This is a genomic window from Actinomyces succiniciruminis (genome assembly GCF_900002405.1).
GTDB lineage: Bacteria > Actinomycetota > Actinomycetes > Actinomycetales > Actinomycetaceae > Actinomyces > Actinomyces succiniciruminis.
Genome location: NZ_LK995484.1, coordinates 4170 through 26134 on the forward strand (window position 1 = coordinate 4170; position 21965 = coordinate 26134).

Here is a 21965-nt window from a genome sequence, read left to right on the forward strand (position 1 = left end):
CCCGCACCGCCGTGATCGCCGCCCTGGTGTTCTTCAACTACGGATACGTGGTGCGCAACGTCGGCACCATGTGGTGCCGGCTCGACCCGCGCGCCGTGGAGGCGGCCCGCACCCTGGGCGCGTCGGCGTGGCGGGCGTGGCGCACCGTCACCCTGCCGAGCCTGCTGCCCGCCGTCGCCTCCGCCGCCGCCACCGTCTTCCTGCTGTGCGCCACCGCCTACGGGGTGGTGCTGGTGCTGGGCGGCACCGGCGCGGGCACCATCGAGACCGAGATCTATCAGCTCACCGCCCGCTACCTGGACCTGCGGGCCGCGGCCGTGCTGTCGGTGGTGCAGCTGGTGGTGATCGCCGCCGCCCTGTGGGTGGGGGAGCGGGCCCGCCGCGCCCGCCAGGCCCACCTGGCGCTGCGCACCGATGTGCCCGCGACGCCGCTGCGCGCCGCCGACGCCCCGGCCCTGGCCGTGACCGCCCTAACCATCTGTGGTCTCCTGGTGATGCCCATGGCGGTGCTGGTGATCCGCTCGCTGCGCCGGGCCGGGCACTGGACGCTCGCCAACTACACCGACCTGTCCACCACCGGCGGCGACAACGCCCTGCTGGTGTCGGTGTGGGAGGCGGCCGGCAACTCCCTGCGGGTGGCCGTGGCCGCCACGGTGATCGCCCTGGCGGTGGGGGTGGCCGTGTGCCTGGTGCTGTCCCGCAACCCACGCTCGCGGCTGCTGGTTCGCGGCGTCGCGCTGTTCGAGGCCGTGTTCATGCTGCCGCTGGGGGTGTCCGCGGTGACGGTGGGCTTCGGCTTCCTGATCACCCTGGCCCCGACCGGGTTGACCCGCAGCTGGTGGATTCTGCCTCTGGCACAGGCCGTGGTCGCCGTGCCACTGGTGGTGCGCACCCTGCTGCCCGGCATGCGGGCGATCGACCCGCGCCAGCGGGAGGTCGCGGCCACGCTCGGCGCCGGCCCGGGCCGGGTGCTGGCCGGCGTGGACGGGCCGCACCTGCTGCGCGCCGGGGGGTTGGCCGCCGGGTTCGCCCTGGCCACCAGTCTGGGGGAGTTCGGGGCGACGTCGTTCCTGGCCCGCCCGCAGGGACCCACCCTCCCGGTGGTCGTCTACCGGCTGGTCGGCTCCCCGGGCGCGCAGAATCAGGGCATGGGGCTGGCCGCCGGGGTGGTGCTGGCGGTCGGCGCCGCCGCCCTCATGCTCGCCTGCGAGCGCCTCCAAACCCGTCATCAACGCCGAGGTCGGTTGATCTTACGTGCCGAGGTCGGTTGAAGTTACGTGCCGAGGTCGGTCGATATGGTCATTGGAACTGACACAAATCATGTTTCCCCGCCACCCGCCACTCGCCCGCATCCCAGGAGACCAGCATGACTGACACCGAACCCGCGCCCGCCACCTCGGGCCTGCGTGTGCGCGGCCTGAGCGTCGTCTACCCGGCCACCCGCGGCGCGGCACCCCTGACCGCCGTCGACGCCGTCGACCTCGACGTGCCCCGCGGACAGATCCTCGCTCTGCTGGGCGCCTCCGGCAGTGGGAAGTCCTCGCTGCTGCGCGCCGTCGCCGGCCTGGAGGACATCGCCGCCGGCACCATCACCTGGGACGGCGACGACGTCGTCCCGGTGCCCGTGCACCGGCGCGGCTTCGGGCTCATGTTCCAGGACGGACAGCTGTTCCCCTTCCGCGACGTCGCCGGCAACATCGCCTACGGGCTGGCCGGTCTGCCGCGTCCCGAGCGGGCGCGCCGGGTGGAGGAGGTGCTCGACGTCGTCGGCCTGCCCGGATACGGGGACCGGGCGGTGACCACCCTGTCGGGCGGGCAGGCGCAGCGGGTCGTGCTCGCCCGCGCCCTCGCGCCGCGCCCGCGGCTACTGCTCCTGGATGAGCCGCTGTCCGCCCTCGATCGCGCCCTGCGCGAGCAGCTCGCCACCGACCTGCGTACCATCCTGAAGGCCCAGGGCACCACCGCCCTGTATGTCACCCACGACCAGGACGAGGCCATGACCGTCGCCGACCGGGTCGGTGTCATGGCCTCCGGCCGGCTGCTGCGTCTGGACACCCCGGAGCGGCTGTGGGCCAACCCCGGCAGCGCGCGTGTCGCCCGGTTCCTCGGCTTCGGGCCGCTGCTCGACGCCGACGCCGCCGCCCACCTCGGCTGGGCCGACCTCCTGGCGGGGCGGTCGGGGGAGTTTCTGGCGCTGGCGCCCGGTGCGCTAGCGGTTGCGCAGGCCGACGCCGGGAACGCGGACGATGGTGGGACTCCAGGTGGTGGGCCCGCCACCTCGGGACCGGCCGACTACGGACTCAGCGCGCGGGCGCGGGTGGCTGCGGTGCGCATGCGCGGCGGGCGGCGCGTAGTCGAGGTCGAAATCGCCGGCGAGCCCGCCATGGCCGTGCTCGCCGATGGTAATGCGGAGCCGGTGCGGGCGGGGCAGGAGATAACCGTTCGCCTGGACCGGCGTCGCATCGCGGTGGTGCGGGCCTGAGCACGAGACCTCGTCATAACCACCGATCTCGGCACGTAAGATCAACCGATCTCAGTACGTAACGTCCACCGATCTCGGCATGGAAGTTCCACCGATTTCGGTGAGAGGGGCGGGCGGGGGCGGGTGAGAGGCTGGTCTCACAATGCCGTGGCGACTCGCGTGATCGCTCTGCACGCTGCTAGCGTCACGCCCCGGCGCCGACACCCGGCGCCGGCGTCGAACCGGCTCCCGGAGCACGTCGAACGCAACCCGATCCCCGGAGGAACCACCTCACATGCTGGCCACGCGAATGTGTTGTTGCTGTCGCTGACGACAGCTCTACGCCCATTCGCCGTCCACCCCGAGCGCTGACGCGTTCCCCAGCCCATATGTGAGGTACCCCGTGCACACGTCCACCCGGGACGCCCGTACTCTCTCCGCCGCCACGCCCGCAGAGGGCGCGCCCCTCACGCCCCCGACGCCGCTCGGCCCGGCGGCCCCCTCCACCTCCCGGCAGCTGTTGAACCGCCTGTGCGTCGACCGGGCCGCCACACTCGGCGCGATCATCGTCGCCCTGACCACCCTGGTCGCCTTGTTCGCGCCGTGGATCACGCGTGCCTTCGGCGTGGACCCCTACACCTACGACCTCGACGCGCTGGACGCCTCCGGCCTGCCGCTCGGCCGCTTCGGCGGCATCAGCGCCGCCCACCCCTTCGGCGTGGAGCCGCAGACCGGCCGGGATTTGTTCGCCATCGTCGTCGAGGGCACCCGCACCTCCTTCTCCATCGGCATGGGCGCCACCGTCCTGTCCATGGTCGTGGCCATCGCACTGGGCGTGTCCGCCGGCTACTTCGGCGGCTGGTGGGATGCCCTGGTCTCGCGCCTGACCGACATCACGCTCGGTTTCCCGCACCTGGTGTTCATGATCGCCGTCTCCGCGATCGTCCCGGCCACCGCTCCGCGCGTGCCCATCATGATCCTCATCATCGGGATCCTCGGCTGGCCGTCGACCGCCCGCGTGCTGCGCAGCCGCGCCCTGTCCCTGCGCTCACGCACCTACGTCGGAGCCTCCCGCGCCATGGGCGCCTCCCAATGGCACGTGGTGACCCGGCAGATCCTGCCCGGCCTGGTGGCCACCATCATCGTGTTCACCACCCTGTCCATCCCCGGGAAGATCACCGCCGAGGCGGCCCTGTCCTTCCTCGGCGTCGGCGTGAGCCCACCGACCCCGTCCTGGGGACGGGCCATCGGCAGCGCCGTCACCTGGGTGAGCACCGACCCCTGGTACCTGCTGTTCCCCGGGGCGGCCCTGTTCCTCGTCACCCTCGCCTTCAACCTCTTCGGCGACGGCCTGCGCGACGCCCTCGACCCCAGGACCGGTGAGGCCCGATGAACCGCCTGCGCTTCCTCGTCTCCCGCACCGGCCAGACGCTGCTGGTGCTGGTGGTGATCGCCTTCATCACCTTCGCGATCTTCTCCCTGTGGCCCTCCGACCCCGCCGCCCTGGCCTGCGGCAAGCCCTGCACACCGGAGAACTTGGCGCGTGCCCGCGAGTTCATGGGATATGACCAGCCCTGGTACACCCAGTTCTGGAACTACCTGACCGGCATCGTCACCGGCCGCACCTTCGGTTCCGGCGCCGCCGCCATCACCTGCGCCGCCCCCTGCCTGGGCTACTCCTTCCGCCTGTCGACGCCGGTCACGGAGCTGATCGCCTCACGGCTGCCGGTCACCGCCTCCATCGCGATCGGTGCGGCGGTGCTCTGGCTGCTCATCGGCGTGGCCGCGGGCGTCGTGTCCGCGCTGCGGCGCGGCACTCGACTGGACCGCACCATCATGGCCGGAACCGTCCTGGGTGTCTCGGCGCCCTCCTACCTGCTCGGCCTGCTGGGCATCCTCCTGTTCGGCTTCACCCTGGACATGGTGCCCGTATCCGGCTACGTGCCCCTGAGTGAAAGCCCCCTCGACTGGGCCTGGCACCTGATCCTGCCCTGGTGCGTGCTGGCCCTGATCTCCGCCGCCGTCTACGCGCGCATGGTGCGCGGAGAGATGCTGGAGAACCTCGGTGAGGACTACGTGCGCACGGCCCGTGCCGTGGGCCTGCCCGAGCGGCGCGTCATCGGCCGCCACGTCATGCACAACGTGTCCCTGCCGGTGGTCACCTATTTCGCCCTCGACCTGGGCGGCATGCTCGGCGGCGCCGTCATCACCGAGCGCGTCTTCTCCATGCAGGGGCTCGGCGCCCTGCTCATGGACGCGGTCAGTACCACCGACCTGCCCGTGATCATGGGGGTCACGCTCGTGGCCGCCGCCTTCGTGATCGTCGCGAACCTCCTGGTTGACGCCTTCGCGGCCGTCATCGACCCGCGGGTCTGAACCCGCCCATTCCCACACCCTTACTCGCTCTGCGCTCGATTTCTACCCGAAAGGAACCCCCATGTCCTCCACCCGCCCGACGACGACGCACCCCGCCTCCTCGCGGCGCCCCGAGACTCGGCCCGCCGGCCATGGACGCTTCGCCGTGTCCCGCCGCGGCCTGCTGGCCGGCGCCGGCATCTCCGGCCTCGCCCTGGCGCTGGCCGCCTGCGGCGCCAACTCCCGCTCCGCGGCCACCGCCACCGCTGCCACGGCCTCCGCCGGCGGCACCCTGTACGTGCTCAGCACCGACACCGACATCAACTGGGACCCCGCCAAGAGCCAGTCCCTGGCCATCACCTCCCTGGGTCTGGTGCACCGCCGCCTGACCACCTGGGACATCACCGCCGACGGCGTCCCCGCCGTCGTCCCGGACCTGGCCACCGACACCGGCACGATCTCCGAGGACGGCCTGACCTGGACCTACACCCTCAAGGAGGGCATCACCCTCGAGGACGGCACTCCGATCACCTCCGCCCACATCAAGTACGGTCTCGAACGGTCTTTCGCCTCCGCCCTGTCCGGCGGACTCGGCTACCACAAGACCCTGCTGGCCGACGCCGAGGGCTACACCGGCCCCTACGACGGCGAGCACCTGGACTCCATCGAGACCCCCGACGAGCGCACCATCATCTTCCACCTCGACCACCCCTACGGCGACTGGCCCTGGATCGTCTCCCTGCCGGCCTTCGCACCCGTCCCCGAGGACAGCGACGACCCGGCCACCTACGCCCAGGCCCCCGTCGCCTCCGGCCCCTACCGGGTGGAGGCCTACCAGCAGGGCAACTCCGTGACCCTGGCCCGCAACGAGAACTGGTCGGCCGCCACCGACGAGGTGCGCACCGCCCTGCCGGAGCAGATCGTCTTCTCCCTGGGGCAGGATGAGGACACCGTCAGCCAGCGGCTGATCGCCGACTCCGGCGACGACCAGTACGCCTTCTCCGCCCAGCTGCTGACCGCATCCAAGCTCGCCCAGGTCAGTGCGGACCCCAATGCCTCCGCCCGCCTGGCCACCTCCGACCCCGGCCCGCTGCTGTACCTGGCGATCAACACCGAGCGCATCACCGACCCGGATGTCCGCAAGGCCATCGCCTACGCCGTCGACAAGACCGCGGTGCAGCGCGCCCTGGGCGGGGAGCTCGGCGCCGGCATCGCCACCACCTACATCACGCCAGGCATCCCCGGCCAGGAGGACTACGACCTCTACCCCACGGACCTGGAGCAGGCCAAGTCCCTGCTGGAGGGCAAGGACGTGCCCGAGCTGGTCCTGCTGTCCCAGAACAACGAGGCCCGCCTGGCGATCTCCGAGGCCGTGCAGCAGTCGCTGACCGAACTGGGGCTGAAGGTCACCATCGATCCGCAGTCCTCCGACGCCTACACCGAGCGGGCCACTCAGGGCGACGGATCCACCTACGACCTGACCGTCGTCTCCTGGAACCCCGACTACCCCTCGGCCAACGCCAACATCCAGCCCCTGTACGCCTCCTCCGAGATCGGCCAGGGCGGCTACAACATCTCCCGCTACTCCGACCCCGAGGTGGACCAGCTGATCACCGAAGCCTCCCAGGAGAGCGACCCGGAGGCGGCGGCCACCAAGTGGGCGGCCCTGGACCGGCGCATCGCCGAGGACGTTCCCGCCGTGCCGCTGGTCAACCGCCGCAACTCCTTCCTGCCCGGATCGAAGGTGACGGGGTTCTTCGTCGCGCCCTTCCCGGCCTACCCCAACTACCTGGTGCTCGGGGTGAGCGAGTAGTGCGCGGCGGGGAGCAGCAGACCGAGTCCGGCCGGACGGCGCCGACCCCCGCGCTGTCGCTGCGCGGCCTGGGCGTCTCCTTCGCCGGTACCGTTGAGCACGCCAGCGCCGACATCGACCTGGATCTGGTGCCCGGCCGAGTGCTCGCCCTGGTCGGCGAGTCCGGCTCGGGCAAGTCCGTGACGGCCATGGGGGCGCTCGGCCTGCTGCCGGACACCGCTGTCGTCACCGGCTCCGCCGTCCTCACCGACCCGCGCCCGGGCGCCCCCGACGCTCCGGGCACGCAATTGGTCGGGGCACCCCGGCAGGTGCTCGACGACGTGCGCGGGCGCCTGGTGGCCACCATCTTCCAGGAGCCGACGACGGCGCTGGACCCGCTGGAGACCATCGCCTCCCAGATCGGCGAGGCGATCCGCGCGCACGCCACCGACCGCCCCCGCCGTCGCCGGGTTTACACCCGGGTGCTGGAGCTGCTGGGGCGCGTGGGTCTGGGCGAGGGCGAGCAGGTCGAGCGGGTCGCCCGCTCCTACCCCCACCAGCTGTCCGGCGGGCAGCTCCAGCGCGCCTGCATCGCCCTGGCCATGGCCGCCGACCCGCCGGTGCTCATCGCCGACGAGCCGACCACGGCCCTGGACGTGACCGTGCAGGCCGGCATCCTCGACCTGCTGCGAGAACTGACGGACTCCGGCGTCGCCGTCCTGCTGATCACCCACGACATGGGCGTGGTGGCGGATGTGGCCGACGACGTCGCCGTCATGCGGCAGGGGCGGATCGTGGAGCGCGGCGGCACCCGTGAGCTCTTCGCCCACCCGCATCACCCCTACACCCGCGCCCTGCTCGACGCGGTGCCGCGGCTGGAGTCCCTGCGCCGGGTGGCCCCGGCCGACGGGGCGTCGCAGGACGAGGCGACCGCGGCGTCGCCCGCCACGGCCTCGCCGGACGCCGGAGCTGACATTCCGACGCCCATCACCGGTGCGGCCGCCGACCACGCGTCGCAGGCCGAGCCCGTCGTCGAGATTGATGGCCTGAACGTGGTCTACCGCAGCCACCGGCACCGGGTGCACGCCGTCCGTGACGTCTCCCTGCGCATCGGCGCCGGCGAGGTGCTCGGGCTGGTGGGCGAGTCCGGTTCCGGCAAGTCCACCATCGCCGGCACCCTGACCGGGCTGGTGCCGATCGCGGCCGGGTCGGTGCGGGTGTGCGGCGTGGAGGTGGCCGGAGCCGGCCGACGTGCCCTGCTGCCGGCCCGCCGCGCCACCGGCGTCGTCTACCAGAATCCCGCCTCCTCCCTGAACCCGCGGCGCACGGCGGGCTCGGCCATCGCCGAGCCGATGGTGGTGCACGGCGGGTACGACTCCGGTGCCCGGCGGGCGCGGGTGCGTGAACTGCTGGAGGCCGTGCGCCTGCCGGCCGATCTGGCCGACCGCTACCCGCACGAGATGAGTGGCGGGCAACGCCAGCGCGTCGCCATCGCCCGGGCGCTGGCGCTGGAACCGCGCCTGGTGATCGCCGACGAGCCGACCAGCGCCCTGGACGTGTCGGTGCAGGCGGTGGTGCTGGAGCTGCTGCGCGAGCTGCAGTCGGAGCTGGGCTTCGCCTGCCTGTTCGTCTCCCACGACCTGGCCGTGGTCGACTCCCTGGCCACACGGACCGTGGTGCTGTCGCAGGGGCGGGTCGTCGAGCAGGGCGAGACGGCGCAGGTGCTCGCCCGCCCGCGCCAGGAGTACACGCGTCGTTTGGTGGCGGCGGTGCCCGTGCCCGACCCGGACGCGCAGGCCCGCCGCCGCGCCGCCCGCCGACAGGCCGCTTGAGCGGACGGCCGCCGGGCGGCGCCGCTGGGGCGGGGTGCGGGCTGGGCCACCCGATCCGGCCCCTCACCGAGATCGGTCGAAGTCAGATATCCCGGTCGTTCGAAACGGCTCACCTCGGGCCGAACAGTGCGGTAATCTCACAATGTGGGTTCGCCTCCGGTGAAGGGGCTGACGGCAGGCGGGCACAGGGGCCACCATTGGGTTGAGCCCATATGACGTTCGTTTTCATGCTCCGGGAGGCACCCATGGCCCTTGCCCACTCGCACCGCTTCACTGAAGGTGATCTGCCAGTAGAGGCCGGCCGCTACCGCCTGGTCGCCTCCGCCTCCTGCCCCTGGTGTCGTCGCGTCCTCATCGCCCGGCGGCTGCTGGGCCTCACGGAGGCGCTTCCCGTCTCCTGGAGCTACGGCCGCGGCGCCGATGGCTTTTGGGAACTGACCGGTCCCGACGGCGAACCCGGCCCCGACCCGGCTCTGAACGGTGCCACCTCGATCGCCGAGGTCTACGCCGGCACCCCCGGCTATACCCCGCCGCCCACGGTCCCGGCGCTGGTGGACACCACCACCGGCCACGTCGTCGTCGACGACTCCGGGGATCTGCTCTTTGACCTCGCCACCGCCTGGAAGCCGCTGCACCGCGCCGGCGCCCCCGACCTGTACCCCCTGGACCGGCGCAACTCCACCGATGCCTGGGACAAGTGGATCGGCGAGCACATCAACCGGCCGCACGCCACCGCCACCCACTCCAAGGACACCGAGGAGGCGACGACGGCCGCCAACAGCGTGCTGCTGGCCTTCGACGTCGTCGACACTCTGCTGGCCCGCGCCACCAAGATGGAGGCCTCCCGCGAGGCGGCCCTGACCGTGCAGGACGTACCGCCACTGTCCGCCGTGGTGTCCGTGGAGCAGTTCCTGTGCGGCGCCGCGCCCACCGGCAGCGATATCCGCCTGTTCACCACCGTGCAGGCCTACGAGTACGGCGGCCGCGCCTACTATCCCGGCGGTGAGGCGCCGTCGATCGCCTTCTGGCCGGCGCTGGCCCGCTGGTTCCGGGCGCTGGAGGGACGCGTCGGCTGGGTCGGCACCGAGGAGCGCAGCGCGCTCGGGCTCTAGCGCGGCTGCGGCCGCTCCGACAGCGGGGCCGGGTGAGCTTCGTCGTCGCATCCGCGTCACCCAATTCAGGACACCCTGGTTTGGCGGGTGCCGATTCCCAGCGTGTCCGTCTGTCCGACGGCGAGCGCCGTCGGACAGGAGCGCCAAAAGCCGCAGGTCGAAGTGCTCGGAACAACCGCTGGTTGCGGTTCCCTGGCACCTTCGCCCGGTGGTCAGAACCTCTACTTCTGTGTTGGCGGTCTTCTCGTCTTCGTCACTCAGTCGTTTGTATCCTTCCGATGCGAAGAGCCGGTATAGGCCATAGCCGGTGGATGGCGGAGGGGACTAACTCCTCGCATACCCAGTGGTTCCGCAAGCTTCAGGTCTGCGCCGAAGTGCACGCCAAGATCATTGGTGCGTTCATCGCGCTGGCGAACACCATCATCACCATCAGTGGGCCTCATCGGCCGAATGTGGAATGCCCGCGGCTGGGGCCGACGTATCGTCTTCAAAACATGATCTAATGACGCAACCCCTAGGCATCGGCCTGCAACTGGATACCGTAGCTATCTGTGCTCGGGTCGTAGACGGCAACAGCAAGAGTCGTGTCTGACTGCCCATAGTACGCGAACCACTTGCCGTGGAACTTCACCAGTCCCTCGACGAAGGTGACGTTTGAAACGAGCCCGTGAAGGTCCTCGAATGTCTGAGGCGCAAGCCAGGGCTCCTGCATTCGCGCGAGGACCCTGTCGGGATGTGCTGGGTCAATAGCGATCTGGCCGCAGCAATAGGCAACGTCGACCGAGCCATCAGGGTTGAAGTGCCGTGTCGCACCGTTGATCAGCATGACGAGCAAGCCTGTCTCGGTGAGGACAGGTGGCGTCCCGATCTCGACGAGGTCGGCGTCGAAACTTCCCGGCGTGGGTGTGTACATGGGCTCGGCATCTGTGCCCGTCGGAGTCCAATGGATCAGGTCGTCACTCGTGGCGGAGTAGATGCAACCCTCGCCGAAGTACATCCACCACTTTCCGCCCATTGGACGCGGGACGATCACGCCTGCCTTCGACCAGTTGCGGCCGCGCGGGTCATTCGTGGTGCGGAAGGTGTCGAAGTCGGTGAACAGGGGGCCGTGCTTGACCCATGTATTAAGGTCGGTGGAAGTGGCAAGGCACAGCTGCGCGGACTTGCTGTCCCAGCCTGTGTATGTCAGGTAGTAGGTGCCGTCGACATAGGCGATACGGGGATCCTCGCAGCCGTGACACTCATAGTCGTATTCCGGTGACATGATCGGTGTATCCCGGCGCTCGAAATGAAAGCCGTCGTGCGAGGTGGCCAGTCCGATGTGAGAGACGAGGTCCTCAGCGTGGGCGCGATAAAGCAGAACGACGGAGTCGTCAGTCACTAAGGCTGCGGGATTGTAGAGGTTGGAGGACTCCCATGAGTCGCCGCGGGGGCGCAAGATAGGATTTCTCGAGTAAGGTGCAAATGGTCCAAGAGGGAAGGTCGCTCCTCCAAACATGGAGACAGTGGTCATCTCATTCACTTTCTGCGATCGGATGTGATACTTTGATAGAATGGCACAGTACGGTCACCCCTTGATGCCTGTGCTCATATCTGACGGGCGGAACCAGCGCTGGAATAGGCAGAACAGGATCACAACGGGGAACGCGAGGGCGGCGGCGCCGGCAAGGATGGCGCCGTTGGGGTTCGGGGCGGTCTTGGAGACATTCGAAATGTAGTTTGCGAGTGTCACCGCTAGGGGCTGAAGGCTACTGTCTTTTGTGATGAGGAAAGGCCAAAGGAATTCGTTCCAGGGGCCGATGAAAGTCACCAGTGTAGTGGTGGCAATTGCGGGTCTGACGAGGGGGAGTGCGATGGTGAGGAGAATCCGGAACTCGCCCGCGCCGTCAATACGCGCGGCTTCGAACAGTGACTCTGGAAGCGATAGAAAGAACTGTCTGAAGATGAACACTGCTGTCGTGTTAATGAAGAACGGCAGAATCATTCCGAGGTATGTGTCACCTAGTCCGTAGGTTCTGGCGATCTGGACATACAACGGGATCATCAGCAATTGGAACGGAATGGCCTGGACTCCGATCATCACCGTAAATACAGCGCCACGGCCGCGCCAATTGAGGCGGGAGAGCGCGTAACCGGCACACAGTCCGAAGGTGAGAGTCCCGATTAACACGCCGCCTGTGAAAATCAGAGAGTTCAATAGCGAACCACCGAGATCGATGCGGGAGTTGATCGCAATGAAGTTATCGATGGTCCACCCACTGGTGGGGAATAGTTCAGATGGCGAATTCGTCGGATTCTCCTGGAACGCGCCGACCACCATGAAGTAGAAGGGGAAGATGAAGGCTACGGCTGCTGCTGCGAGGAAGAAGTAGAGCCACCTCTTGGGGGTGTCGTGCCTTCCAGTCGTTGGCTTGTGCTGCTTGACAGCCATGTCAGTCCTCCTTTCCGACGCGGTTGGAGATGACAGAAAGAATCCCGATGAAGACGACCAGCACTACGCCGATGGCGGAGGCGACATCTGGATTGGTCTGCTGAATACCCTTTTGGTAGATCAGGAGAACGGGTGACAACGATGCTCCGTCAGGCCCGCCTCCCGCGGTGAGCAGGTAGGGCTCCGTGAAGAGGTTGGAGCCGGTGATGACGGCGAGGATCAGGACAAGGACGGTCGCCTGACGTACACCGGGTACGGTGATGTGCCAGAACTGCCGGATCGCGCCTGCGCCATCGACTGATGCTGACTCATACAGAGATCGGGAGATGTTCTGCAAAGCTGCAAGATACAGCAGGATGTAGAACCCAAGCTGCTTCCACGTAACGTAGAGAGCAATTGATGGCATTGCCAGTCTTGAGTTGACGAGCCATGACGGATCGGGAGCGAATGGTCCTAACACGGAGTTGATTACTCCGTGCTGACTGAATAGCAGCATCCAGACTCCGATGAGTGACACACTAGCGGTGACATAAGGGATGTAGAACGCGATTCTGAACAGGGTCGCCCATCGGACGATACTGTTGAGGGCTGAGGCGAGAATCAACGACAGGATCACTGTCAGTGGGACGTTGATGACCAGGAAGACGATGATGTTCCCAAATGCCTGACGCACACTCGGATCGGTCAGCGCCGTGCGGTAGTTGTCCAGTCCGACGAATGGGTGGGCAACAACGAGCGAAGGCGCCGTGAAGAAGTAGTCGTGGAACGAGATCCAGACCGCTTGGATAAGCGGCCATGCCATGACCATGACCAGAAAGATCACGTAGGGCGCGGTGAGAAGTAGGCCGATGGGCTGGCGCCCGAGAACCTGCATGCGCCTGCTCGCGCGCTGTTGATTGATGGTTGCGGGCGGCGAGGTTGAGAACGGCATCGAATATCATCTCGCTACTAGCGTATTGATCTGTTCCTCAGCATCGGAGAGGAACTCGTCGACCGATTCCGTCTGGAAGATGACTCCCGCGGAGTACTCGTCGCGGAACTTCTGCCAGACCTCGGTTGAGTTATTGATGTTGGGGACGTCCACAACATGCGACGCAACAATGGCGAACTGTTCGTAGCTGGGGTTCTGCTCGAAGTAGTCGGGGTACGCGGCCGGCAGGTCGGTGCGGATTGGCATCTGACCGGTGGCCTCGAGAAACGCGCCATCCTGCTCCTCTGAGGTGGCGAACTTCAGGAACTCCCACGCCGTCTGGCGATTGGTCGATGTTGTGAACATCGAGATGTTCTTGGAGTCAGCGAAGGTCTTGACGCTGTCGATGCTTGAGCCGGCAGAGGTTGGGATGGGCATGAACCCGACGTTGACCCGGCCTTTGTACGATGCGATAGCCCACGGTCCTGCTAGCTGCATCGCGGTTGCTCCGGTCGTCATGGCATCGTCGGTTGCGGCCTCCTGGGAGGCGTAGCCGTTCTTGTAGATTTCCGCCCAGAAGTTGCCGATCGTCTTGCCACTCTCGTCATTGAAGGTTGCCTTGTCATCCTCAACGAGTTGCGCGCCATCAGTTTCGGCAATGTAGAGCGGGTAGTAGTCGAACCAAGGCTGGTAGAACTCGCTGGTCGGGGCCGGCCAGATCGCTGTCTGTGCCGCGCCGGAATCGATGATCTTCTTGCAGCCGTCGAGGAAACTGTCCAGGGTGTTCATTTCCGGGTTCTCGGGGTCGATACCGGCCTTCTCGAAGATATCCTTGTTGTACATGATGAGAACCGGGTTGGACTTCCAGGGCAAGAGGTAGAACTTGCCATCCGCGTCGGCGTAGCCGGCGGCGACTTCGGCCCCGGAGCGGCTTTCGATGTAGTCCTTGCCGTCGTCGAAGGTGGTCAGGTCGACCAGACCTCCCTGCTGCGCCCAGGCAGGGGCAGCTGCGGTTGAGATGTTGAAGATCAGGTCGGGAGTAGTACCAGCGGTGATCGCGGCAGTGATGGTCTCCTCGGAGGACTTACCCGCAGGGATCTCCTGAGCGGTGACCTGCTCGTCGGGATGGTCTGCATTCCATGCCTCGACCATCTGCTTACCCCAAGCGACCTCCTGCTCATTGTTAGACAGCCACACGGTGATTGGTCCGGTGCCGCCTGACGTCGACGGGCTGGTGCTGTCGTCGCTTGACTTGCAGGCAGCAAGGGCGGCTGCAGCTGATAGTGAGGTGGCCATGGCGACAAAAGTGCGGCGGTTGATGTTCATCTTCGAACTCCTTGTGGTGGTGTGGATTAGACGCTGTGAGTGCTGTCTAGGATTAGGGGCGGCGAGGCGCTGAGATGCTGTCGCGTTCGACGACACGGGTTGTGCCGACGCCGCGGGAAATAGGGGCTCTGCCAGCGAGCATGTCGAGCAAGACTTCGGCGACAACGCGCCCTCGCTCGTGAGCGCCTGTGGAAACGCTGGTGAGGGGTGGAGAGAGCTGAGCGGCGAGATCCGAGTCGTCGAATCCGGTGACGGACAGATCTCGAGGCAGGAGCATGCCGATGTGCTGGGCGTAGGACATTCCTGCGATGGCCATGAGGTCGTTCGAGTAGCAGATTGCTGTGGGAGGCTGGTCCTGGGCTAGAAGCTCGGCTGTGATCTCGCGCCCGGACACCGAGGTGAAATCGCCTTCGCGTAAGATGCCGGGTTCTAGACCCTGCGCTTCCATCTCTGCTGTGAAGGCCGCTCTGCGGGCTCGTGTGTGGACATAGCGAGATGGGCCTGAGACGTGGGCGATGCGAGTGTGCCCGCGCCGAGCGAGTAGTCGTACCAGTTGCTTCATCGGCTCGCTGTCATCGCAGTAGACATATGAGGCTCCGTGGAGCTTGCCCTCATAGTGACTGCCTGAGCCGAGAGCGACTGCGGGCAGGCCGAGCTCATGGACGAGCTTGAGGCGGCGGTCGTGGGCGGACAGGTCCAGGAGAATCACGCCGTCGGCTCTGCCTGCAGCGAGGCGCTGGTAGGCGCAGTCCTCGGCTGCTTCGTTGTCGACGACGTGAAGCGCGAGACCGAAGTGACGTGGGGCGAGGACAGTCTCGCAGCCGGCGATGAAGCGCGCAAAGAAGGTGTCTGCCTCGATCACTTGCGGGTTTCGGGCCAGCACGAGACCGATGGTCTCGGTGCGAGCTGTCGCGAGAGCTCGAGCGGGTGAGGAGGGGTGCCACCTCAGGGTTTCGGCAGCCTGGAAGATCCGGGCGCGCGTGTCCTGAGAGACGGGGCGGCGCCCCGAGTAGGCGCTTGAGACGGTGCCTTTGGAGACGCCAGCGAGGCGCGCAACGTCGCCAATGGTCGGTCTGTCTGTTGGCATCGGGTCCCTCCTCCGGGCGGAACGGTTGCGCAAACCGGTTTGATAGTTCATAGTTAAACCGGTTTGACCAAGCATGTCAACTCGTCTCAAGGAAGAGAAACCATGATCACTCGCCGTCACCTTTTGATCGGATCGGCAACCGGCGCCGCAGCCTTCGCCGTCCGTCCGGCACCTTCAGTCCCCGCTGCCTCCGCGGCAGCGGTTGGTCCCGTGTCGGCGGCGGCATCCCGCTTGCCCCAGACGAACCTGACGAATCTGGCCCACCTTAGGTTTTTGCTCGATGAGGTTCCCTTGCCGTCCCTAGAGGGACACGAGTCCTATCGGCAGCAGTCAAACGGCCTAGCCCCGTGGACCTACGCGAGCCACCGGGACGATGGGTCGTACGAGCGGGTTGGCGGAGGATCTCTTGACGCCGTTACCGGGTATTGGAGCCAGGGTGCGTACAACAGCGACGATATCGCTCGAGCCATCGTGGTCTTTGTGCGATCGTATGCGGCCTCGGGCGACCTGGATGACCTGGCAACGGCTCGGAGCCTTCTGTATACGCTGACATACCTCCAGGTCGCCTCCGGGAAGAACGCGGGCAATGTTGTTCTATGGATGCAAGCGGACGGCACGCTCACCCGCAGTGCGGTACCCAAGGAGACCCCGGATCCGTCCGACTCTGACGAGTCCTACTGGCTGGCTCGCACCGTGTGGGCCCTTGGCGAAGCGTACCCTCAGTTTGTCGATGTGGATGTGGAGTTTGCGCAGTTCCTCGCTGATCGTCTCCATCTCGCCCTCTCAGCTCTGGAACGTGCGTCGCTGGGCCGATACGGGACGTGGAAGATCGCCGACGGTGTGCTGGTCCCGGGTTGGCTCATTCAGGGTGGCGCCGACGCGACTGCGGAAGCAGTACTCGGACTAGCAGCCTACGCGGCAGTGCGGCAAGACACTCAAGTTGCTGACGCCATCGCGCATTACACGGAGGGGATTGCTGTCATGTCCTCCGGGGATTCGGGCGAATGGCCCTTCGGTGCCATTCTGCCATGGACGGCCTCTCGAACGATGTGGCATGCGTGGGGAGGACTGACTGGTGCTGCCCTGCTGGCCTGCGACGCCTGGGCCACGGAAGATGAGCGGCAAGCAGCGCTCGCCGACTGCGGCGTCTTTACGCCGCAGCTGCTCACTAGCGGTGGACCATATAACTCATGGACGCCGCGGCCCGGCGAGGCGCAGATCGCTTACGGCGCGCATGGCCGCGTCGAGGGCCTCGTCCGCGCGGCCGACGTCACCAGCTCCACTGGGTTCTCCGCTTTAGCCGGGCTGGCCGCTGCTTGGTTCTTCGGAGCGAATCCCTCCGGTGCTGCAACATACGACCCCGCGACGGGTGTCACTGTCGATGGCGTGGAGACGGATGGGCGGGTTAACCAGAACTCGGGTGCAGAATCAACTATCCACGGCCTCCTCGTCATGCAGCTGCTCGATTCTCACCCGTCCATTGCCCGCATCGCACGAACCATCTCGGGTATCGAGGCCTGGGAGGGTACTGCGTGGATCCAGGCCGAGGACCAAGATCTTCCAGACGGTGTCACCATCGCGACACCCTCAAGTGCATGGACAGGTGAAGGAAACATCATGGGCAGCCTTGTGAATGTCCCGGCTGGCGGCCATATGTCGTTCTCCACTGACGTCATGGCCGACGATCTTGAAGCGGGGGCATGGGGCGAGGTCTGCGTGCACCCGGTGCTTCACCAGCTCCCGGAGGCGACCGGTACCACCTCGTGGACAGCTGTTAACGCAGAAGGTGTCCGGACATTCCTTGGTGATATCTGTATTGGGGATGTCGGCGAGCAGGGTGTGACCGAATGGAACGGACTCCTCAACCCGGTGCCCCTGCCGACCAGGGCGCCCCGGGATACGGTCTCCATTGAGATGAGCACGAGTGCTACTGTCGAGGTTGACGCGATCATGCTCCTGGCTGCCGTGACGGCGGCCAGGTACACGCAGACTACCGGGGGTAGCTTGACGCTGCGAGCCTCCACTGCTCAAACGGCTACGCAGGTACCAGTCGAGGCGGGAGAGACGGGGCGGTGCTGGCTCTCAGACGGCCGGCGGAGTGCGCCACTCAACCACGGGCGCAGCTCACAACAGTCTGGCGCTTTTAGCGTCACCACCGTGAGATAAGCGCAATTGGTCAATCTCGGTGTGGAGTTGGCAAGCCTCCGATCCGAGGTGCGGTTGGTGGCGAAGCTGCCCCTCAGATCATCTGAAAGGCCGACAGCTTCGCGTGCCACGACCGTGTGCACACCTGAGTCGATCGGGTTTGTTGCAACGTTCGTTGCTACGCCTTTCCCACGATGCGAGGGGCAAGTGGGTGGGTTTCGTAGTGTGGTCGCAATTCCCGCGAAGGTCCGAGCCGGCGGCTGCCACTGAGGCTGCAATACGGGGATGGACATCGTGGGAGCCCATCTGTTCATCCGTCCAAAGATTCATCAGGAAGGTTCCCCACGATGCCCGAGGGTAAGCCTGCCGTGTCCACATTCATTGCGGAAGTCCTGGCCGACCCGGACTGGACCTGAAAGTTCCCACGAATCGGGATCCGCAAGGGGTGGTGCTGGTGACCAGCGACGCCCACGCCGGCATCAAGGCCGCTGTCAATGCGACCCTGCCGGCGCGTCCTGGCAGCGGTGCCGGGAACTGCTTCGCCCGTAACGCGGGCCTCTAAGCTGGGGTGGCCCCATTGTCAGGCCCGTCAATGCTCTGATCCCCCCCCGCCGCTCTTCGCCCAGACCATCCGCGAGGCCGTGGTGGACACCTACAAGCAGGTCACCGCCTCCCTGAAGAGCAGTTTCCCTGAGGTTGCTGACATGCTGGCCGAAGCGGAGTTGGATGCAGGCCGCGTTCGCCGTCTTCCTCCGCGAGCACTGGCACAAGGATCTGGACGGGCAACCTCATCGAACGACCGGGCCGTGAGACCGGGCATCGCGCCGATGTGGTCCAGGACTATTGCCCGACGGTGACTCCGTGGTCCGCTCGGTCGGAGCGGTCCTTCGGGAGCAGCACGAGGAATGACAGTACAAAGCGCGCCGCAACCTTTCGGAAACCTCCCTCAGACACCTCACCCGCACGCTCCACAAGGACCGGCACGCCCTACCCGACCACCGCCCCACGACGATCACCGCATCAACAGAGTGACACCGCAGCAAAAGACCTGACCACCGCCGAGGGCGTCTCGGCAGAGGTTGGGCTGGGGCCCGGGTCTTCAGTGCTGTCCGTCGCACATGGGGTCTCCTAGCAGAGGCCGAGGAACGAAGCTGATTGTTACTCCATCGTGTTGTTATGTTGGGTGTGAGTGCTTCATATCACGCGGTGTTTACCACGATCTTTCGTCCGGTTGTCCCATCTCAGCGACCCAGTACCGGGTTGTACAGCAGTCGGTTCGGCGTCGTCGGGCACTCCTCGCCCACCGCCATCGGGGCGATCAGGCGGTCGGCCCGCAGGTCCTCCAGGCGGGACACCACGCGGTCGCGCAGCGTCCACGGGTCGATCGTGTTGAGGTACACCTTGGTTCCGCCCTCGAAGCCCGCCAGGGTGGACACCCGCCACTTCAGGGTGATGTGCCAGGGCATCGGCTGGTCGACGTCGATCGGCTTGTGGTGCCACTCCTCATTGCTGGGCACATCCGCGCCCGTGGCCGCATGCAGCGCGTGCAGCAGGTCGGAGACGGCGTCCACCTCGTCGCGGCTCATCAGCCACGGCTCGCAGGTGGCCGACGTCGAATACACCTCCAGCGTCGGGTAGCGGTGCCCGAAGCCGGCGAAGGCCACCGCGTGTTCATTGGACGCCACCAGCAGCCCCCGGTAGGCGGCGTAGTCCACGCCCATCTCGTTGTACAGGTTCGGGTTGGCGCGCACCCGCTGCAACTCCAATTCGGAGGACACTCCCCGTTCGTCGATTCCCACCAGCTGCTTGTGCAGGTGGTCGAAGGAGGCGCCGGCCGGGCGCAGCCAGTTCTGAAACACCGCCACATAGCGAACCCAGCGGTTGGCCTGATACAGGTCGTGCGTGGCCTGAACGGCCAGGCGGATATAGGCGCGGTGCTCGGCCGGGGTGAGGGTGCCCGAGCCGGCCAGGGAGGAGGAGTCGACGGCGTCGTCGGTGTAGTGCCGCCGCGCCACGATCACGTCGTGACCGCCGGCGAAGAAGGCGGCCAGGTACTCGCGGCGGGCATCCGCGTCCATGGTCTCCCACGTGTCGGGGTTCTGACCGGAGGCACGCAACTTGGCGCGGGCCACCCGGGCCACGTGGTCGGCGCCGGCCGGATCGGCCAGATAGGCCTCCATGCGCTCCCGGGCCGCGTCGGGCACCTCATAGCCGTGGTTGGCATGCCAGTAGTCGTAGGACAGGATCTCGAACAGGTTCGGGATGCGGCGGAACTCGGCGACCGTGTCGAACAGCTCGGCGGCGGGAAGGGCATCGATCCGTTCGAATCCGCCGTCGGGTGTGGCCACCACGCGGGACTTCTCCGGCGGAGTCTCGGTGTAGTGCGCCGGGCAGAACTTGCAGGCGCGAGTGCGCTCGGCCTGCGTGAGAGTGTGGACCTCGGTGGCGGGGTGGGAGATGGGGCGGTTGCCGCGTCCGGGCACGGTCCACACCTCGGTGCCGGTGAAGGGACTGATCTGCTTGACGGTCCCGTCCGCCATGCGGGTGAGTGGCTCGGCGGAGGGGGAGTACGGCTGGAGCATGCCTTCAAGTATCGCGCCGACGTTGCCCTACCGGGCCGATATCGACGGCGCGGTCACAGTGCGGCAGCGATCTCGGGAGAGGCGTGGGTGCGCGGTCGGGATAACGGCAGTGAGTCCGGGTAGACCGTGGATGCGCGGTCAGGGCGGCGGCGGGCCCGGGCCAACTTGGCGGTGGACCCGGGCGGCTCACTCCGACGCGTTCAGCGATGCCGGCAGGTCCGAGTCCTGCCCGGCCAGGGCAGAGACGTCGTCGTCGATGTGCCCGATGACGTACAGGCCCGGCCAGGAGCCGACGGCCGTGTAGTACAGCACCAGCACGTGGTTCGGCTGGTACCAGCCGATGTCGCCCGGCTGCGGGGCGCCGGCGCTCATGCCCATGGTGTCCAGGTCCTGCGGCAGGGAGGCGGTCAGCTCTTGGCCGCCGTAGTCGGAGAAGCTGAGCTCCAGCGGTAGCTGAGCGAGCAGGGAGCGGGTGGCGGCATTGTCGTCGAGAGTCGCCTCCATGACGGTGCCGTCGAGGGCGCCGCCGAAGGCGATGCGGATCGAGGCGGGTTGTGTTGCGGGCATGTTGGTCTCCTGGGTGGGTTGTGGGCTGCCGGTGGTAGGGCCGGGGTTTGTGGCTGTCGGGGAAACCGTCGCCGGCGACGCGTTGGTGCCTTCGCCGGACGCGCATGCCGCCAGCGCCAGGCCGGTCAGGGCGACGGGCAGGCCGTGAAGCAGTGCGCGGCGGGGAGCTCGCCGGGAGAGTAGCGGCATGGTGTCCTTTCGGTCGTTAGGGGCTGAGGCTGTTCGGCTCCGTGGACGCCGACGTTTCCGATGGAATCGGGAAGTCGCGTCGGCGGTGATCGGCGCGGTCCGGTGACCGCGTCCCACCAGTCTGAAGCAACGGCACTGCCGCCGGGAGGCCCAGCCAGTACCACCCGCGATGGCATCGGTCGATTGCACGGACTTCGCCGGGGTCCACAGGTGCGGTTCGTGCACCCCTAATCCACAGAGATCAAAGGGGCCAGATGCGCCGCCGCGGCGGGTGCCTGACGCTGGTGACGCGGGCACGGTGCCCGCGGGCGCGGCCAACGTCGGCCGGCCCCAACCCCTCCAGGAGGAGATCATGAAGCACACCTTGTTGACCTTGCACAATGCCTGGGTCCTCGCCCACGGCACCCCGCCCGGCTTGAACGAGGCCGACGCCCTCGACCGGGACGGCGAAGCGGGTATGGCGACCGCCGAATACGCGATCGGTACTTTGGCAGCGGCGGCCTTCGCGGGCTTGTTGTTGGCGATCATGCGCTCGGGGAGCCTGACCGGCGTCTTGCAGGGCATCATCGAGTCCGCGCTGTCGGTGGGCTGAGGCGGTCATGTGGATGCCGCAACGCCCAGAGGGAGCCGCGCCCGCGAACCGCCTGCGCGACGCCGCAGAACGGGATCAGGCCGAGCCGGTCGGCCGCGGACACCCCGCGGAACGATGCTGCGAAACCTGCCTCCGGCGCCGCGGCTGTCACTCCTGCCATGATCCGAGAGGCTGCCGTGGACGCGGACCCCGTGGCGGCGAGTGCGGCATGGTGACGGCAGAGCTCGCCGTGACCATGCCCGCCGTCGTCCTCGTCCTGCTGCTGGTGCTCGCCACCGTCAACGCCGGTGTCACGCAGCTGCGGGTCACCGACGCCGCCCGGGTTGCCGCCCGGCAGGCCGCCATCGGGTTCAGCGACGTCGCCGGCGCCGCCCAGCGCGCGGGCGGACCGGTGACGGTGAGCGTCGAGACCGGCGACCTCACCTGCGTGACAGCGAGCCGTCGGGTTCCGGGACCGCTGGGCGGCCTGGGCCTCACGGCCCGCTCCCGGGCCTGCGCCTACACCGAGCCGACCTGGGACGAGGCGGGTGCGCCATGAGTCGGGCCGAGACACCGCTGCCGTCCACCGGCGTCGGCGGGGACGG

At 67.2% G+C, this 21965-nt stretch carries 18 protein-coding genes; 11 read left to right on the forward strand and 7 right to left on the reverse strand.

Translation table 11 applies throughout. From position 1 onward, the window contains the following. From BN1056_RS04575 to BN1056_RS04610, 8 genes are all read left to right on the forward strand, one after another. Positions 1 to 1271, forward strand: a 1271-nt coding sequence (locus BN1056_RS04575) for an ABC transporter permease (RefSeq protein WP_210579434.1), incomplete at its 5' end; no start/stop codon positions are given. Between the two features lie 95 nt (positions 1272 to 1366). Beyond that, the gene (locus BN1056_RS04580) at positions 1367 to 2482 is read left to right on the forward strand and encodes an ABC transporter ATP-binding protein (RefSeq protein WP_210579435.1); all 1116 of its coding nucleotides are present in this window, start codon (positions 1367 to 1369) and stop codon (positions 2480 to 2482) included. A 382-nt stretch (positions 2483 to 2864) separates the two neighbouring features. After that, the gene (locus BN1056_RS04585) at positions 2865 to 3854 is read left to right on the forward strand and encodes an ABC transporter permease (RefSeq protein WP_210579436.1); all 990 of its coding nucleotides are present in this window, start codon (positions 2865 to 2867) and stop codon (positions 3852 to 3854) included. Next, positions 3851 to 4837 (forward strand): ABC transporter permease, encoded by a 987-nt coding sequence (locus BN1056_RS04590; protein ID WP_210579437.1) that lies wholly within the window; start codon positions 3851 to 3853, stop codon positions 4835 to 4837. The genes BN1056_RS04585 and BN1056_RS04590 overlap by 4 nt, the downstream gene beginning before the upstream one ends. Positions 4838 to 4898: 61 nt before the next feature. Continuing rightward, positions 4899 to 6629: an ABC transporter substrate-binding protein gene (locus BN1056_RS04595; protein ID WP_210579438.1), complete on the forward strand. Its 1731-nt coding sequence runs from the start codon at positions 4899 to 4901 to the stop codon at positions 6627 to 6629. Beyond that, the gene (locus BN1056_RS04600; RefSeq protein WP_210579439.1) at positions 6629 to 8440 is read left to right on the forward strand and encodes a dipeptide ABC transporter ATP-binding protein; all 1812 of its coding nucleotides are present in this window, start codon (positions 6629 to 6631) and stop codon (positions 8438 to 8440) included. Before BN1056_RS04595 ends, BN1056_RS04600 begins: the two co-directional genes overlap by 1 nt. A gap of 245 nt (positions 8441 to 8685) precedes the next feature. Further along, positions 8686 to 9552, forward strand: a complete 867-nt coding sequence (locus BN1056_RS04605; RefSeq protein ID WP_210579440.1) for a glutathione S-transferase family protein — start codon at positions 8686 to 8688, stop codon at positions 9550 to 9552. Between the two features lie 311 nt (positions 9553 to 9863). Beyond that, a complete protein-coding gene (locus BN1056_RS04610) occupies positions 9864 to 10055 on the forward strand; it encodes a hypothetical protein (RefSeq protein WP_210579441.1) in 192 nt (63 codons plus the stop codon). An 11-nt stretch (positions 10056 to 10066) separates the two neighbouring features. On the opposite strand, the gene BN1056_RS04615 is transcribed toward BN1056_RS04610, so the two are convergent. The 5 genes from BN1056_RS04615 to BN1056_RS04635 are packed head-to-tail and all read right to left on the reverse strand — an operon-like array spanning position 10067 to position 15306. Further along, positions 10067 to 11065 (reverse strand): glycoside hydrolase family 130 protein, encoded by a 999-nt coding sequence (locus tag BN1056_RS04615; RefSeq protein ID WP_342343933.1) that lies wholly within the window; start codon positions 11063 to 11065, stop codon positions 10067 to 10069. Between the two features lie 54 nt (positions 11066 to 11119). Next, on the reverse strand, positions 11120 to 11983 hold the full coding sequence (locus BN1056_RS04620) for a carbohydrate ABC transporter permease (protein ID WP_210579444.1): 864 nt from the start codon (positions 11981 to 11983) through the stop codon (positions 11120 to 11122). Position 11984: 1 nt separating this feature from the next. After that, positions 11985 to 12914: a carbohydrate ABC transporter permease gene (locus BN1056_RS04625; protein ID WP_210579446.1), complete on the reverse strand. Its 930-nt coding sequence runs from the start codon at positions 12912 to 12914 to the stop codon at positions 11985 to 11987. Between the two features lie 6 nt (positions 12915 to 12920). Continuing rightward, positions 12921 to 14219: an ABC transporter substrate-binding protein gene (locus BN1056_RS04630; RefSeq protein ID WP_210579448.1), complete on the reverse strand. Its 1299-nt coding sequence runs from the start codon at positions 14217 to 14219 to the stop codon at positions 12921 to 12923. 52 nt (positions 14220 to 14271) lie between these two features. Further along, positions 14272 to 15306, reverse strand: a complete 1035-nt coding sequence (locus BN1056_RS04635) for a LacI family DNA-binding transcriptional regulator (RefSeq protein ID WP_210579450.1) — start codon at positions 15304 to 15306, stop codon at positions 14272 to 14274. Positions 15307 to 15408: 102 nt separating this feature from the next. Between BN1056_RS04635 and BN1056_RS04640 the strand changes: the two genes are divergently transcribed. Continuing rightward, positions 15409 to 17472 (forward strand): hypothetical protein, encoded by a 2064-nt coding sequence (locus tag BN1056_RS04640; protein WP_210579452.1) that lies wholly within the window; start codon positions 15409 to 15411, stop codon positions 17470 to 17472. 1220 nt (positions 17473 to 18692) lie between these two features. On the opposite strand, the gene BN1056_RS04645 is transcribed toward BN1056_RS04640, so the two are convergent. Beyond that, positions 18693 to 20033 carry a DUF4921 family protein gene (locus BN1056_RS04645; RefSeq protein ID WP_210579454.1) on the reverse strand — a complete coding sequence of 447 codons (1341 nt, stop codon included), beginning with the start codon at positions 20031 to 20033 and terminating at the stop codon, positions 18693 to 18695. Positions 20034 to 20219: 186 nt separating this feature from the next. After that, positions 20220 to 20600 (reverse strand): cyclophilin-like fold protein, encoded by a 381-nt coding sequence (locus BN1056_RS04650; protein ID WP_210579455.1) that lies wholly within the window; start codon positions 20598 to 20600, stop codon positions 20220 to 20222. A gap of 541 nt (positions 20601 to 21141) precedes the next feature. On the opposite strand from BN1056_RS04650, the gene BN1056_RS04655 reads away from it, so the two are divergent. Together BN1056_RS04655 and BN1056_RS04660 are read left to right on the forward strand one after the other, a co-directional pair. Further along, positions 21142 to 21381: a DUF4244 domain-containing protein gene (locus BN1056_RS04655; RefSeq protein ID WP_210579456.1), complete on the forward strand. Its 240-nt coding sequence runs from the start codon at positions 21142 to 21144 to the stop codon at positions 21379 to 21381. Between the two features lie 208 nt (positions 21382 to 21589). Then, a complete protein-coding gene (locus BN1056_RS04660) occupies positions 21590 to 21919 on the forward strand; it encodes a TadE family type IV pilus minor pilin (RefSeq protein WP_210579457.1) in 330 nt (109 codons plus the stop codon). The last annotated feature ends 46 nt before the right edge of the window (positions 21920 to 21965 follow it).